Here is a 14,626-nt window from a genome sequence, read left to right as displayed (position 1 = left end):
GAGTTCGTGATTCGTCATATCGTGATGTGGAAGCTCAAGGAGTCGGCCGAAGGCGCGACGCGTGCGGAGAACGTCGTGAAGTTCAAGGCATTGCTCGAAGGCTGCCGCGACCTCGTGCCGGGCACGCTGCACCTCGAAGTCGGCGTGGCCGCGCCGGGACCTGCTTCCACGTTCGACCTCGTGCTCGTTTCCGATTTCGCCGATCAGGCCGCGCTCGACGGTTATCAGGACCACCCCGATCATCTCGTCGTGAAGCAGTTCGCGAAGCTCGTGGTCGAGTCGCGCCAGTGCGTCGATTACGTGGTTTGATCGCATCATGATTGGTACTGCAGATCAATCCCAGGGCGGCGGCGCGCCAAAAGGCGAAGACGCACAACACCCGCAAACGTCGCTCACGATCATCGAGAGTCCGTTCGTCGAGCATCTCGGCGCGCAGCTCGTGAGCGCGCGCGACGGCGCGAGCGAAGTCGTGCTGCCGCTCGCCGAGCGGCATCTGAATACGTGGGACGTCGCGCACGGCGGCGTGACGATGACGCTTGCCGACGTCGCGCTCGCGATGGCCGCGCGTAGCGTCGCCGCCGACGGAGTAGGCGTCGTCACCGTCGAAATGAAAGTGAACTTCATGCAGCCGGGGCGCGGCGAGTTGCGCGCCACCGGCCGCGTGCTGCACCGTTCCACCACGATGGCCTATTGCGAGGGCGAGATTCGCGACAGCGAGGGCCATTTCGTCGCCAAGGCGCTCGGCACCTTCAAGTACATGCGCCGGCTCGCGGTGGGCCGCGACGTGACGCGTCAGCGTCTGCGCAGCGACCCCAGCGCGCGGCCGGGCCCAAGCGACGGCTGATACGCACGATCGGGCGCGTGCCGGGCTCTGCTCGTGCGCACCCGATCGCGGTTTTCCTGCGCGGCGAAGCGTGCAACGCCTCGCCGCGCCCAACCAGGCAACACGGACGCCATGACCCAGACCAATCGCCAGATTCTGCTCGCTTCGCGCCCGGAAGGCGCCGCGAGCGTCGATAACTTCAGCCTCGTCAAAACGCCGCTTGGCTCCCTCGAAGAGGGCCAGGTGCGCGTGCGCAACCATTACCTCTCGCTCGACCCGTACATGCGCGGGAGGATGAACGACAGCAAGTCGTATGCGGCGCCGCAGCCGCTCGACTCGGTGATGATCGGCGGCACGGTGGGCGAGGTGGTCGAGTCGCGCAACGCGAAGTTCAAGGCCGGCGACAAGGTCGTGGGCATGTTCGGCTGGCAGGAGTTCGGCACCTCGGACGGCCACGATCTGCGTGTCGTCGATACGGCGCATGTGCCGCTTTCCGCGTACCTCGGGCCCGTGGGCATGCCGGGCGTTACCGCGTGGTACGGCCTGAATCGCATCATCGAGCCGAAGGCGGGGCAAACCGTCGTCGTGAGCGCGGCGAGCGGCGCGGTGGGCAGCGTGGTCGGCCAGCTTGCGAAACGCGCGGGCTGCCGCGCGGTGGGAATCGCGGGCGGCGCGGAAAAATGCCGCTATGTCGTCGAGACGCTCGGCTTCGACGCGTGCGTCGATTACAAGGCTGGCAATCTCTATCAGGACCTCAAGGCGGCGACGCCAGACGGCGTGGACGGCTACTTCGAGAACGTGGGCGGCGCGGTGCTCGACGCCACGCTCGCGCGCATGAACGCATTCGGGCGCATCGCGCTGTGCGGGATGATCGCGGGCTACGACGGCGAACCGATGCCGCTCAAGCATCCGCAACTGATGCTCACGCAGCGCCTGCTCGTGCAGGGCTTCATCGTGAGCGAGCACATGGAAGTGTGGCCGCAGGCACTAACGGAACTGGGTACGCTGGTCGCGAAGCAGCAACTCGCGTATCGCGAGAGCGTGGCCGAAGGGCTCGAAAATGCACCGGGCGCATTCCTCGGCATGCTCAAAGGCCAGAATTTCGGCAAGCAACTCGTCAAGCTGATCTAACTGTCTCGACGCCGGCGTGAATGCCGGCGCAAGCGCCCGCAACGGGCGCTTCGCTTTTCCGTCAGCTATATTCACCGCAACCTTCACCGCAGGATTCGCAATGTCCGAACCGTTTGAGTTCGATGGCCGCGTGGCCGTCATCACGGGCGCGGCAAGCGGCTTTGGCCGCGCGTTCGCGCAGCAGGCCGCAGCGCTCGGCATGAAGCTCGTGCTTGCCGATGTCGATCAGTCGCTGCTCGACGAAACCGTCAACGTGTTGCGCGAAGGCGGCGCTCAGGTCATCGGCGTGCGCACCGACGTACGCGACGCCGCGCAGGTCGATGCGCTCGCGAAAGCGGCGCTCGACGCCTACGGCAAGGTCCATCTGCTCTTCAACAATGCGGGTGTCGGCACCGGCGGCTTCGTGTGGGAGAGCAGCGCGAAGGACTGGGACTGGGTGTTCGGCGTGAACGTGATGGGCGTGGCCAACGGTCTGCGCAGCTTCACGCCGGCGATGCTCGCGCACGGCGAGCGCGCGCATATCGTCAATACGGCATCGGTGGCGGGGCTGCTTTCGCCGCCCGCCATGGGCGTGTACAACGCGTCGAAGCATGCCGTGGTCTCGCTCACCGAAACGCTTTATCACGACCTGAAGAACGTGACGGACAAGGTGAGTTGCTCGCTGCTGTGTCCCGCGTTCGTCTCGACCGGTATTGCGAACGCCGGGCGCAGCCGCCCTGACGAATTGCGCAACGACGCGCCGCTCACGCGCTCGCAGCAAGCCGCCGATCTGCAGTTGCAGCGCGCGGTGCGCTCGGGCAAGCTCACGCCCGACGATATCGCGAAAGCGACGTTCGACGCCGTGCGGGAAGGGCGCTTCTATATCCTCACGCATCCGCAGATTCTCCCTTCGGTGAAGCTGCGTCATGAGGACATCGAAACATTGCGCAATCCGACCGATCCGCTTTCGCTCAAACCTGAAGTCAAAAAAGCGCCGCAATAAAAGCGGCGCACGGGGTCCGTGCCATGCCACTCACCGCGAAAACCGCGCTCGTGCTCGACATGGTGGCGCGCATGGGCCGCGCGCCTTATCACGAGCAAACGGCGCAGGAGGCGCGCGCCGAGTATGAAAAGAGCGCGTCGGTACTCGAAATTGCGTCTGCGCCGATGCACAGCGTGGACGAGGCGGGTGCCAGTGCGCGACGGCGCGACGATCCGCGCGCGTCTTTATCTGCCGGTCGAGCCGCACTGGGCGGAACCGCTGCCCGTGCTCGTGTACTACCACGGCGGCCGGCAACGAGGTCGCGCTCATACGTTACGACGGCGTGATTCACGAGTTCATCAAGATGGGATCGTTCATCGACGAGGCGCGCCGCGCACAGCACGATGCCGCTCACGCGCTGCGCGCGGCGCTCGGCACGGGAGATTGACGCGCGCCTAGCCTCGTTCGACCGTGTAGGTCTCGCGGCGCTCGAAGGCGCCCGGGCGCGCGACGCGGTGCGAGCCGTCGTCGTCGCTGCGTTCCAGCGCTTCCACGTCGAGCAGCGCGCCGCGCAGCGTGACGCGCAACGCCGTGGTCCCGCGCGTACCGTAATCGGGCGTTTCGATGAAGGCCGCGGAAAGCGCGCGTTCGCGTTCCAGCGAAATACCCGTGGCGGGCAGGTCGCGGTCGGGCGCGACGTGCGGGTCGCGCATCATCTCCACCAAACGCGCGAGCGGCACTTGCGCGTCCCCAGCCGCGAGTTGCGCGAGTTCCGCGCGCTTGCGCACGAGCTTGGGCCACGGCGTGTCGAGCACGGCGTTCGAAATGCCGTGCGTGCCTTCGGGCAGCGGGGCAGGCGCGCGGTCCGCGCGATTGCAGTACCACGCAAGCTCGCGCCGCGCCCAGTCGCCGACGATCAGGTTAAAGCCGTTGTAGATGTCACCCGAGCGCGCAATCTCGTCGAGATAGCCGAGCGGCGTATCGGGCAGACCTTGCGCGCCGGTCAGCCAGCGCGAGACGAGCGTGCCGCGCGTGGGCGCGTCGGGACGCATGTCTTTCGGCGCGCGATAGTTCGTGAGCGCCGCGAAGCGGCCGCCGCGCGTCATGCCGAGCCACGTGCCGCCGCCCACGAGATCGCGGCCCGCCAGCACGCCCCTGGCCAAACTGCCGGACGATCCAGCGTCATCCGAGGCGTTCCACCAGTGCAGCGGATCGGCGGTGCGGCGCAGGAATTCGTCGCGGTTGGCCGCGAGCGTGAAAAGCGCGCCGGTGCTCGCGCGCGGACGCCAGTCGAAAACGATCAGGCACATGGGCTGGGCCCCAGGAGGGTCGGGAGTCGGACCGCGCGCAAGCCCGGCGAGGCGCCAGGCGCCTCGCTCGCGATGTGCGCGGCGTGCGGCGTCAAACTTCGGCCGGCAACGCGTACGGCAGCGGCAACACGCGCAGCGCGGGGCCGTCCGCCGCGCCCAGGTGCACGCTGCCCGTTTCGAGCGCGGCAAGCTTGATTTCGGCGAGCAGGTCGATGCCGCCCTCGGGCGCGGGCGCCGCATTCACGACCATGCCGCACGGCTGGCTCGGGTCGTCCGAATGGAAGAGTTCGACGCCCGGATGCGCGGCGTCGAGACTCGCGGCCACGTTGGCGAGCGCGGTCCGGCGCTTGATGGTGCCGCGATACTGGCTGCGCGCGACGATCTCCTGGCCCGGGTAGCAGCCCTTGCGGAAGTTCACGCCGCCGAGCACGTCGTAGTTCACCATCTGCGGCACGAATTGCTCGCTTACGGCCTGCGTGATGCGCGGCTCGCCCGCGCGAATGTCGAGCCAGTCCCACACCGCGGGCGACACGCGCTCGAGCACGCCGTCGAGCTTCGCGAGGCGCTCCTGCACGGCCTCCTTCGGGCCGACCCACAGATAACGCAGCACACCGGCCGCGTCGGGCACGCGGATCAGCGTGCCGGCGGGGTCGTCCACCTTCACGTGCACGCCGTCGGGCAGCGCGTCGAACACGCTCGCGAGCGCGCCGCGCACGTCGCCGGCAAGGCCGACCACGAGCAGCTTGTCGCTGTCGTCGGTGAGTTTGGCCTTGGCGCGCAGCACGAACATCGACAGGCGTTTTTGCACCGCCGCCTGCACGTCCTTCGCGATCAGCAGGCGGATCGTGTCGCCCGTCTTCCACGTGAGGAACGAGGCGAGCAGACGGCCCTTGGGCGAGCAGTAGCCCGCGAGACGAGCGCCGGCCGCGTCGAGATGCTGGACGTCGTTGGTGAGCTGGCTGTGCAGGAAAGTTGCGGCGTCGTCGCCATTGGCGTCGATCAGGCCGAACTGCGGCAGGATTGCGTAGGCGCCGCCTGTCAGAACGGCGTCGAAGCCGGCTGCGGATTCGGGAACGGAAAGCGGGGAAGCGGGATCGAGCGGTGAGTTCATGGATTCGGGGAACAGTCAATCCTGACTTTAGCGAAGGCAAGCAGTTATTATATGAGGTCCCCCTGAGTCGTGTTTCCATGTCCCTCCTGAAGAAATGCCTTGTTGCCGGCGCTGCGCTAGTCGTGATTGGCGCCGCCGCGGCGGGCGGTGTGTGGCGCTGGGCCACCACGCCGCTCCAACTTGCCGTTCCACAGCTCGACGTCACCATCAAGCCGCACAGCACCGTGCGCGGCGTCACGCTGCAGTTGCGGCGCGGCGGCGTGCCCGTCCAGACGCAACTTTTCGTGCTCATGACCCGCGCGCTCGGCCTGCAGAGCCAGCTCAAGTCGGGCAACTACGAGTTCAAGGCGGGTGTCACGCCGTATGAGGTGCTGCAAAAGATGGCGCTCGGCGACGTGAACGAATCCGTGGCCACCATCATCGAAGGCTGGACCTTCAAGCACATGCGCGCCGAACTCGACGCGAACCCCGCGCTGCGCCACGACACGGCCGGCATGAGCGACGCCGAACTGCTCGCCGCGATCGGCGCGCCGCCCGCGCCGAACGGCAGCGGCGAGGGGCTGTTTTTCCCCGACACCTATCTGTTCGACAAGGGTTCGAGCGACCTCGACGTCTATCGTCGCGCCTACCATCTGATGCAGACGCGTCTGAACGAAGCGTGGACCGCGCGCGCGCCCGGCTTGCCGCTCAAGTCGCCCTACGAGGCGCTGACGCTCGCATCGCTGGTCGAAAAGGAAACGGGCCGCGCCGCCGACCGCGCGCTCGTGGCCGCCGTGTTTTCGAACCGCCTGAAAGTGGGCATGCCGCTGCAAACCGATCCGGCCGTGATTTACGGCCTCGGCGACAACTACGGCGGCCATTTGCGCAAGCGCGATTTGCAGTCGGACACTCTTTACAATACCTACATGCGCCTCGGATTGCCGCCTACGCCCATCGCGCTGCCGGGCGCCGCGGCGCTCCAGGCGGCGCTCAATCCGGCATCGACGGCTGCGCTGTATTTCGTGGCGCGCGGCGACGGCAGCAGCGTTTTTTCTGACACTCTTGTCGACCACAACAAGGCCGTCGACAAATACATCCGGGGTAATTAAATGGCGCGGGGCCGATTCATCACGTTCGAGGGCATCGACGGCGCGGGCAAGACCACGCATCTCGCCTGGTTTCGCGATCAACTCGCCGAAAAGCTCGCGCCCACGGGCCGCACGGTCGTCATGACGCGCGAACCGGGCGGCACGCCGCTGGGCGAGTCGATCCGGGACCTCGTGCTGCACCAGCCGATGGACCTCGAAACCGAGGCGCTCATGATGTTCGCGGCGCGCCGCGAGCACCTCGCCAAGGTGATCGAGCCTGCGCTCGCGCGCGGCGACTGGGTGCTGTCGGACCGTTTCAGCGACGCCACCTTCGCCTATCAGGGCGGCGGCCGCGGCCTGCCGCGCGACAAGCTCGAAACGCTGGAGCGCTGGGTGCAGGGCGGTTTCCAGCCGGACCTGACGGTGCTGTTCGATCTGCCGCCCGACACCGCGAGCGAGCGGCGCGGCGCGGCGCGCGAGCCCGACCGCTTCGAAAGCGAATCCGATGCGTTCTTCAAGCGCACGCGCACCGAATACCTGCGCCGCGCCGAAGAGGCGCCGTACCGTTTCGCGATCGTCGATTCGTCGCAGGGCATCGACACGATTCGCGAAAAACTCGAGCAAGTGATTGCAACGCTTTGATTTCGCGGCGATATTTGGTGCTCTTATATGCCTGCGTCGGCTTCATGTCAATTCTCATGAAACGCGCATAACCGATTGATTCCCAAGATGATCTATCCGTGGCAAACCGACGACTGGCAACGGCTGCAGCAACTGCGCAGCCACTGGCCGCATGCACTCCTGCTGCATGGCCAGGCGGGCATCGGCAAGCTCCAGTTCGCGCAGCACCTGGCGAAGGGGCTGCTTTGCGAAGCGCCGCAGGCGAACGGCGAGCCGTGTGGCGCCTGTGTGGCTTGCAACTGGTTTGTCCAGGGCAATCATCCGGATTACCGGATCGTCGTGCCCGAGGCGCTGGCCGGAGAGGCCGGCCAGCCCGGCGACGATGACAGCAAGGCCGGGAAGGCGGAGAAAGGCGACGGCGAAGAGGGCAAGAAAGGCCGCGCGCCGAGCAAGGAAATCCGCATCGAGCAGGTGCGCGCGCTGCTCGACTTCACTGGCGTCGGCTCGCACCGCGGCGGGCTGCGGGTGGTCGTGCTGTATCCGGCCGAGGCGCTCAACGTCGCCGCCGCGAACGCGCTCCTGAAGACGCTCGAAGAGCCGCCGGCCGGCGTGGTGTTCCTCGTGGTGTCGGCGCGCGTCGACCGCCTGCTGCCGACCATCATCAGCCGTTGCCGCCAATGGCCCATGGGCACGCCCGCGCCCGAAGCCGCAGAGGCGTGGCTCGCACAGCAGGGCGTGGACGACGCGCCGGCGCTCCTTGCCGAAGCCGGCGGCGCGCCCCTCGCGGCGCTCGCGCTCGCGCACGACGAAAACCGCACGCTGCGCGACTGGACCCTGGCGCAACTCGCCGCGGGACCCGCCTGCGACGCCTTTGCCTGTGGCGAGACGCTGCAAAAGCTGCCGGTGCCGCTCGTGCTCGGCTGGCTGCAGCGCTGGGCCTACGATCTGCTCGCAGAACGCACAGCGGGCCGCCCGCGCTACTTCCCGCAGGCCGCGAGCGGCCTCGCGCGCTGCGCCGCGAAGCTCGACGCCGCCGCGCTCGCGCGCTACCTGAAAACGGTCACGCGCCAGCGGGCCGTGGAGAATCATCCGCTGAATGCGCGCCTCGTGTTCGAGGAACTTTTTCTCGGCTATCGTGAACTGTTCGCCTGACGGGCGCGTTCAGTACGTAGCCTGAATCTTTCATCGCAGGACCACTCATGTTTGTCGATTCGCATTGCCACATCAACTTCGAGGGCCTTGGCGACCGCCTCCCGCAAGTGCTCGAGAACATGCGCGAGAACGCCGTCACGCACGCGCTGTGCGTTTCGGTGGATCTCGAAACGCTGCCCTCGGTGCTCGACATCGCGAGCCGCTACGAGAACGTGTATGCGTCGGTGGGCGTGCATCCCGACCACGAGCACATGCGCGAGCCGAGCGTGGCCGAACTGGTCGAACTGGCCGCGCATCCGAAAGTCGTCGCCATCGGCGAAACGGGGCTCGATTACTATCGCCTGGGCGAGCGCACGATTGCCGACATGGAATGGCAGCGCGAGCGCTTTCGCACGCACATTCGCGCGGCGCACGCGACGGGCAAGCCGCTCATCGTCCATACGCGCGCGGCGTCGGACGACACGCTGCGCATCATGGAAGAGGAGCGCGCGGGCGAGCCCGGCGGCGTGATGCATTGCTTCACCGAACCATGGGCGATTGCCGAGCGCGCGCTCGCGCAGAATTTTTACATCTCGCTGTCGGGCATCGTGACGTTCAAGAGCGCGACGGACGTTCAGGAGGTCGCGCGCCGCGTGCCGATCGAGCGCCTTTTGATCGAAACCGATTCGCCGTACCTTGCGCCAGTGCCATTTCGCGGCAAACCCAATGAACCTGCGTACGTAAGCCATGTCGGAAGATTCATTGCGCAGCAACGCGGATTGCCGGACGCCGAACTCGGCGCTGTCACCACGCAGAACTTTTTCCGGCTCTTCAAGATCCAGCCTCAGGCTTGAATCGCGAACCGCGTGCTGTCATTGTTTTCAATATCAACGAGATAGCAGATAACATTAAGGCTTGACATGAACTCTAAACCGCTTTCGCACGCCGCCCATCCCGTCCGCCGCACCGCCGCCGCGCTCGTGCTCGGCGTGGCCGCCACCCTGTTCGGCGCAGCGGCGCACGCTGCCCCGATCGACTCGCTCATCAAGAGCGTCAAGTTCGACGACGACAAGAGCGTGCAAAAAGCGCTCGCGGACGGCATGGACCCGAACGCGACCGACGACCAGGGCATGCCGCTTCTCGTCATTGCCGCGCGCGAGAAGTCCGACAAGGTTGGGGCGGTGCTGCTCGACAACCCCAAAACGAACATCGGCGCCGAAGACCGCGCGGGCGAAAACGCGCTGATGCTCGCCTCGCTCAACGGCGACGTGGACTTCGTGAAGCTGCTCATCACCAAGGGCGCCGAAGTCAACAAGAAGGGCTGGACGCCGCTGCACTACGCCGCCGCGAACGGCAACGACGACGTCGCCAAGCTCCTGATCGGCTATTCGGCCGACGTCAACGCGCTGTCGCCCAACGGCACGACGCCGCTGATGATGGCCGCGCGCGGCGACCATCTCACCACGATCCAGATGCTGCTCGACAAGGGCGCGACGCTTGGCGCGAAGAACCAGATCGGCATGACGGCGCTCGATTTCGCGCGCCAGTACAAGGCGCCGGACGCGATCAAGGACCTCACGGCGCGCATGACGCAAGCCGGTCTCTCGACGGCGAGCCCGGCAGCGCCGCAAAACAGTGCAAAATAATGGGGATGAAGGCGGCCGTACTGGACCAACGCGGCCGACCGGCGGCGCTCGATATTCTCGAAGCGCCGCTCCCCACGACAACTCAAGGAGAACCATGCTGCGGGTTCTGATCTGTGCGGGCGCGATGGCGTTGCCGCTCTCTGCTTTCGCATTCACGGCGAGCGACCTCAACCACCTCTGCGCGAAGACCGACGTATCTTCGCGCAGCGCGTGCGCGGCCTATATCGAAGGTGCCGCGGACGGCATCTTCAACACCATCGACGCCATCGGCGGCACTACCGGGCCGCGTGTGGGTCAATACTTCTGCCTGCCGCCCGACGCGCGCTCGGCGCAACTCACCGACGCGGTGCGCAAGTACATCGCCGACAACCCGAACGTGGCCGGCTACAACGCCAGCACCGCCGTGTCGCTCGGGCTCGGCAAGGCGTTTCCCTGCAAGACCGGCAACGGCAGTTGATGCGAGACGTAACGAGTAGCAGGTAGCACGGCGCGGCGCCACCGGTCGCCGCGCCACGCATCACCGAGGCCGCTGCGAGGCCAGCTTGATCATCGCTGTGGCCGTCCGCGGGCCTGGCGCCCGTGCCGTTTCCAAGAGTCGCCTTTATTGCTCAGGATGCTCAGGAGGAACTGGCCGCAGATGCCGACACTCGACGACCTCTCCCGTTTTACCGACGCGCCGATGCAGGACTGGATCGGCACGTTGCTCGTGAGCGCGCTCGCGCTCGTCTTCGCGTTTGCCTTGCACTGGGTCGGCGGGCGCGTCCTGCTGCGCCTCGCGCGCCCGTATCCGCGTATCAGCCTGTTCTTGCGCTACATCCGCAAGCCCGCGCTCGCGGTGCTCGCCATTCTCGCGATTGAATTCGTCTGGTGGCAGGCGCCCGATACGCTCAGGCACATCGGCGGCCTGCGCGAGATGTGCGCGTTTGCGCTGATCGCCGCGATCACCTGGCTTTCGGTGCGCTGCGCGGCGGCCATCGGCGAGGCCATCGTCGCCGCCCATCCGCTCGATATCGCAGACAACCTCCAGGCCCGCCGCATCCACACCCAGGCGCGCGTGCTCGCCCGTACGGTGATGGTGCTCATCATCATCGTCGGCGTGGGCGCGGCGCTCATGACCTTCCCGAATGTGCGGCAGATCGGCGCGAGTCTGCTGGCTTCCGCGGGCGTGGCCGGTCTCGTCGCCGGTATCGCGGCACGCCCCGTGCTAGGGAATCTGATCGCCGGTTTGCAGATCGCGCTCTCGCAGCCGATCCGGCTCGACGACGTGGTCGTGATTCAGGGCGAGTGGGGGCGTATCGAGGAAATCACGGGCACCTACGTTTCGGTGCGGATCTGGGACCAGCGGCGGCTCATCGTGCCGCTGCAATGGTTCATCGAGAATCCGTTCGCGAACTGGACGCGCAGCAGCTCGCAGATCATCGGCACGGTGTTTCTGTGGCTCGACTACCGCATGCCGCTCGCGCCGCTGCGCGAGGCGCTCGCGCGCATCGTGGACAGCGCGCCCGAATGGGACCGTCGCGTGCAGGTTTTACAGGTCACCGACGCCAACGAGCGCGCCATGCAGGTGCGCGTGCTGGTGAGTTCTCGCGACTCCGGCCTGAACTTCGATTTGCGCTGCCGCGTGCGCGAAGGGCTGCTCGATTTCGTCAACGAGCACTATCCGCAGTTCCTGCCGCGAGCGCGCGCCGAGGTGTCGGCGGAACTCGAAAGCAGCACCGGCGAAGTGCCGTCTTTCGTGCGGCGCCCGGCGCGTCAGGCAGCGGCGAGCACGGCGGCCCATACCGAGGCCGATCCGGTGACGGGGACGCGCGTGCCAGGAAACGGCGAGGAGCTGGAGACGCAACCGGTGCGGCCGGGCCCAGCGGTGAACGCCAAAGCGGACGTGAAAGCGGACGTGAAAGCGGCCGGATCCAGCCGTGTCCGTGAGCCGGCGACCGAGAGTCGCCGCGACGGAGGTTGAACGGCAGCGAACGATACCGAAGGACAACTGCAGAAAGAGGAACAGCAAGATGGGCAGATTGATAGTCGTCTCGAACCGCGTGGCGACGCCGACGGAAACCAAAGGCTCGGCGGGGGGGCTCGCGGTCGGCGTATTCGGCGCGCTGAAGGACGCGGGCGGCGTGTGGTTCGGCTGGAGCGGCGACGTGGTGAGCGAGACGGTGGCGAACGCGGGACCGACGCTCGTCGAAGAAGGCCACGTTACCTTCGCGACCGTCGGCCTCACGCGCAAGGACTACGATCAGTACTACCGCGGATTCTCGAACGCGACGCTCTGGCCGGTCTTTCATTACCGCAACGACCTTGCGCGTTACGAGCGCGACGAATACGCGGGCTACCGCCGCGTGAACGCGTGGCTCGCGCACAAGCTCATGAAGCTGATTCACCCGGACGACAACATCTGGGTCCACGACTATCACCTGATCCCGTTCGCCGAGGCGCTGCGCGCGGAAGGCGTGCGCAATCGCATCGGCTTCTTTCTGCATATTCCGTTTCCTTCGCCGCAGGTGCTGCAGACCATTCCGCCGCACGACGAACTCGTCAGGTCGCTGTGCTGTTACGACCTCCTCGGCTTCCAGACGCAGAACGACCAGCAGGCGTTCCACGACTACGTCGCACGCGAGGCGCACGGCACGGTAGTCGAGAGCACGGAGAATCCCGAGCATGGCGAGATCGAGGCGTATGGCCGCAAGCTGCGCACGGGGGTCTATCGCATCGGCGTGTTTCCCGACGAAATCGCCGAGCAGGCGGCGCGTTACGAAAGCCGCCAGCACGTGCTCGATCTCAAGCAGAGCCTGGAAGGGCGCAAGCTCATCATGAGTGTGGACCGGCTCGACTATTCGAAAGGGCTCGTCGAGCGTTTCCACGCGTTCGAGCAGTTGCTGGAAACGTCGCCCGAATGGCGCGGCAAGGTCACGCTCGTGCAGATCGCGCCGCCCACGCGCTCGGACGTCGCGAGTTACAAGGTGATACGCGAGGAACTGGAGCGGGAGGCCGGACGCATTAACGGCCGCTACTCGGGCCTCGATTACACGCCGATCCGCTATTTGAGCCAGCAGTACGACCGCTGGAAACTGATGTCGCTCTTTCGCGAGTCGCAGGTCGGCTATGTGACGCCGCTGCACGACGGCATGAATCTCGTCGCCAAGGAGTATGTGGCCGCGCAGAATCCCAACGATCCGGGCGTGCTCGTGCTTTCGATTTTCGCGGGCGCGGCGGCCGAACTCAGCGGCGCATTGCTCGTGAATCCTCACGATGCGGCCGGCATGTCGGAGGCGCTCGAGCGCGCGCTCTCGATGCCGCTCGAAGAGCGTCAGGCGCGTTATCAGACCAACATGGAGGCGCTCAGGCGCAACGATCTGGGCGTGTGGCGAGATACGTTCCTGAGCGATCTCGCGGCGGTGCCCCAGCCGCGCTGACGATCGCGCGATTGCGTATGATGCGTGGCTGATCCCGGTACTCTCGCATACTCGATGCTGACCACGCTCGCCATCGCCAATTACCGCTCGCTGCGCGAACTTGTCGTGCCGCTGGGCGCGCTCAATGTCGTGACCGGCCCGAACGGCAGCGGCAAGTCGAATCTCTATCGCGCGCTGCGCCTGCTCGCGCTCACGGCGCGCGGCGGCGTGATTTCGTCGCTCGCGCGCGAGGGCGGCCTGCAATCCACGCTTTGGGCGGGCCCCGAGCGTTTCTCGCGCGCGGTCGCGGCCGGCGAATACGCCGTGCAGGGCACGGTGCGCAAGGACGCCGTGAGCCTGCGCCTCGGTTTCGCGGGCGATGCCTTCGGCTACGCGATCGACCTGGGGTTGCCGCTGCCTTCGTCCACCTCGCAGTTTTCGCTCGACCCGGTGATCAAGCGCGAATGCATCTGGAGCGGGCCGATCCTGCGGCCTTCGGCGTTGCTCGTGGACCGCCAGGGGCCGATGATCCGCATCCGCGATACGGCGGCCGACTGGACGACGCTTGCGCAGCCCGTGGCGAGCTTCGACAGCATGATGACCGAGTACGCCGACCCGCGCAGCGCGCCCGAAATGATCGCTGTTCGCGAGCAGATCCGCTCGTGGCGCTTCTATGACCACTTCCGCACCGATGAGCGCGCGAGCGCGCGCCAGGTGCAGATCGGCACGCATTCGCCGGTGCTCGCCGACGACGGCGCCAATCTCGCCGCCGCGCTGCAGACGATTCGCGAGATCGGCGACGGCGAGGCGCTCGACACCGCTATCGGCGACGCTTTTCCCGGCGCGCGCGTGGAGATCGTGAATCACGAAGGCCGCTTCGAGGTGGCTTTGCGCCAGGAAGGGCTCTTGCGGCCGCTGCGCGGTGCGGAGCTCTCGGACGGGACATTGCGCTACCTGCTGCTCGCGGCGGCGCTCCTGAGCCCGCGGCCGCCCGGCTTGCTGGTGCTCGACGAGCCCGAGACGAGCCTGCACCCGGACCTGCTGCCGTCGCTCGCCCGGCTCATCGCGCGGGCGTCGCGGCACTCGCAGGTCATCGTGGTCTCGCACGCGGCTCGGCTCGTGGCGGCGCTGGAGCGCGAGGCGGGCAGCCAGTCGGTCGTGCTGGAACGGCGCCTCGGCGCAACCGGATTCGCCGATCCGGACGCGCTCGATGTGCCGGCCTGGAAGTGGCCCGCCCGCTAGTTTCCCCGCCGTGTGCCTGGGCAAATGCAGGGTTGTTTCGGCGTGTAAAACCGTATAGCAATTGAAAGACCGGGAGCGTGCGCGCCCGGCTTGCCGAATAATGGCGGTACGAAATGGCACCGGAGGCCACCCGATCCACCGGAATCGCCTTCCGGCTCGCTTAGAATGACCAGCACCGCAAGAATGGG

Annotated in this window: 15 protein-coding genes and 1 pseudogene; 14 read left to right on the top strand and 2 right to left on the bottom strand. The window is 66.7% G+C overall.

All coding sequences use genetic code 11. The annotated features are described in order from the left end of the window. The first annotated feature begins 6 nt into the window (after positions 1-6). The 5 genes and pseudogenes from U5768_RS08890 to U5768_RS08870 form a co-directional block, all read left to right on the top strand. Positions 7-309, top strand: coding sequence for a Dabb family protein (locus U5768_RS08890; RefSeq protein ID WP_322030073.1), 303 nt, complete (start codon positions 7-9; stop codon positions 307-309). A gap of 7 nt (positions 310-316) precedes the next feature. Continuing rightward, entirely contained in the window at positions 317-844 is a 528-nt protein-coding gene (locus U5768_RS08885; RefSeq protein WP_322029994.1) for a PaaI family thioesterase, read from the top strand. A gap of 111 nt (positions 845-955) precedes the next feature. Continuing rightward, complete coding sequence (locus tag U5768_RS08880; protein ID WP_322029993.1) at positions 956-1,954, top strand: NADP-dependent oxidoreductase; 999 nt, start codon at positions 956-958, stop codon at positions 1,952-1,954. 100 nt (positions 1,955-2,054) lie between these two features. Further along, positions 2,055-2,936 (top strand): SDR family oxidoreductase, encoded by an 882-nt coding sequence (locus tag U5768_RS08875; protein WP_322029992.1) that lies wholly within the window; start codon positions 2,055-2,057, stop codon positions 2,934-2,936. Between the two features lie 23 nt (positions 2,937-2,959). Continuing rightward, a pseudogene (locus U5768_RS08870) lies at positions 2,960-3,224 on the top strand (alpha/beta hydrolase); the annotation flags it as partial. A gap of 146 nt (positions 3,225-3,370) precedes the next feature. Here the strand turns inward: U5768_RS08870 and U5768_RS08865 are convergent. Beyond that, positions 3,371-4,225 (bottom strand): NRDE family protein, encoded by an 855-nt coding sequence (locus U5768_RS08865; RefSeq protein WP_322029991.1) that lies wholly within the window; start codon positions 4,223-4,225, stop codon positions 3,371-3,373. Positions 4,226-4,316: 91 nt separating this feature from the next. After that, positions 4,317-5,336: a folate-binding protein gene (locus U5768_RS08860; RefSeq protein WP_322029990.1), complete on the bottom strand. Its 1,020-nt coding sequence runs from the start codon at positions 5,334-5,336 to the stop codon at positions 4,317-4,319. Positions 5,337-5,413: 77 nt separating this feature from the next. Here U5768_RS08860 and mltG point away from each other — a divergent pair, with 77 nt between their 5' ends. The 9 genes from mltG (at position 5,414) to U5768_RS08815 (ending at position 14,438) form a co-directional block, all read left to right on the top strand. Beyond that, positions 5,414-6,424 carry an endolytic transglycosylase MltG gene (gene mltG, locus U5768_RS08855; RefSeq protein ID WP_322029989.1) on the top strand — a complete coding sequence of 337 codons (1,011 nt, stop codon included), beginning with the start codon at positions 5,414-5,416 and terminating at the stop codon, positions 6,422-6,424. After that, positions 6,425-7,045, top strand: a complete 621-nt coding sequence (tmk, locus tag U5768_RS08850; RefSeq protein WP_322029988.1) for a dTMP kinase — start codon at positions 6,425-6,427, stop codon at positions 7,043-7,045. It abuts the gene before it with no gap. Between the two features lie 87 nt (positions 7,046-7,132). Beyond that, the gene (locus U5768_RS08845) at positions 7,133-8,176 is read left to right on the top strand and encodes a DNA polymerase III subunit delta' (RefSeq protein WP_322030072.1); all 1,044 of its coding nucleotides are present in this window, start codon (positions 7,133-7,135) and stop codon (positions 8,174-8,176) included. A gap of 47 nt (positions 8,177-8,223) precedes the next feature. Then, positions 8,224-9,009, top strand: coding sequence for a TatD family hydrolase (locus U5768_RS08840; RefSeq protein WP_322029987.1), 786 nt, complete (start codon positions 8,224-8,226; stop codon positions 9,007-9,009). Positions 9,010-9,075: 66 nt separating this feature from the next. Then, positions 9,076-9,801, top strand: a complete 726-nt coding sequence (locus U5768_RS08835; protein ID WP_322029986.1) for an ankyrin repeat domain-containing protein — start codon at positions 9,076-9,078, stop codon at positions 9,799-9,801. 94 nt (positions 9,802-9,895) lie between these two features. Further along, positions 9,896-10,258, top strand: coding sequence for a Rap1a/Tai family immunity protein (locus U5768_RS08830; RefSeq protein WP_322029985.1), 363 nt, complete (start codon positions 9,896-9,898; stop codon positions 10,256-10,258). 180 nt (positions 10,259-10,438) lie between these two features. Further along, a complete protein-coding gene (locus U5768_RS08825) occupies positions 10,439-11,761 on the top strand; it encodes a mechanosensitive ion channel family protein (RefSeq protein WP_322029984.1) in 1,323 nt (440 codons plus the stop codon). 49 nt (positions 11,762-11,810) lie between these two features. Beyond that, the gene (otsA, locus tag U5768_RS08820) at positions 11,811-13,217 is read left to right on the top strand and encodes an alpha,alpha-trehalose-phosphate synthase (UDP-forming) (protein WP_322029983.1); all 1,407 of its coding nucleotides are present in this window, start codon (positions 11,811-11,813) and stop codon (positions 13,215-13,217) included. A 54-nt stretch (positions 13,218-13,271) separates the two neighbouring features. After that, the gene (locus U5768_RS08815) at positions 13,272-14,438 is read left to right on the top strand and encodes an AAA family ATPase (RefSeq protein ID WP_322029982.1); all 1,167 of its coding nucleotides are present in this window, start codon (positions 13,272-13,274) and stop codon (positions 14,436-14,438) included. The last annotated feature ends 188 nt before the right edge of the window (positions 14,439-14,626 follow it).

Source organism: Paraburkholderia sp. J76, assembly GCF_905220295.1.
In the GTDB taxonomy this organism is placed as follows: Bacteria; Pseudomonadota; Gammaproteobacteria; order Burkholderiales; family Burkholderiaceae; genus Paraburkholderia.
This window is presented reverse-complemented; position numbering and strand designations above follow the sequence as displayed.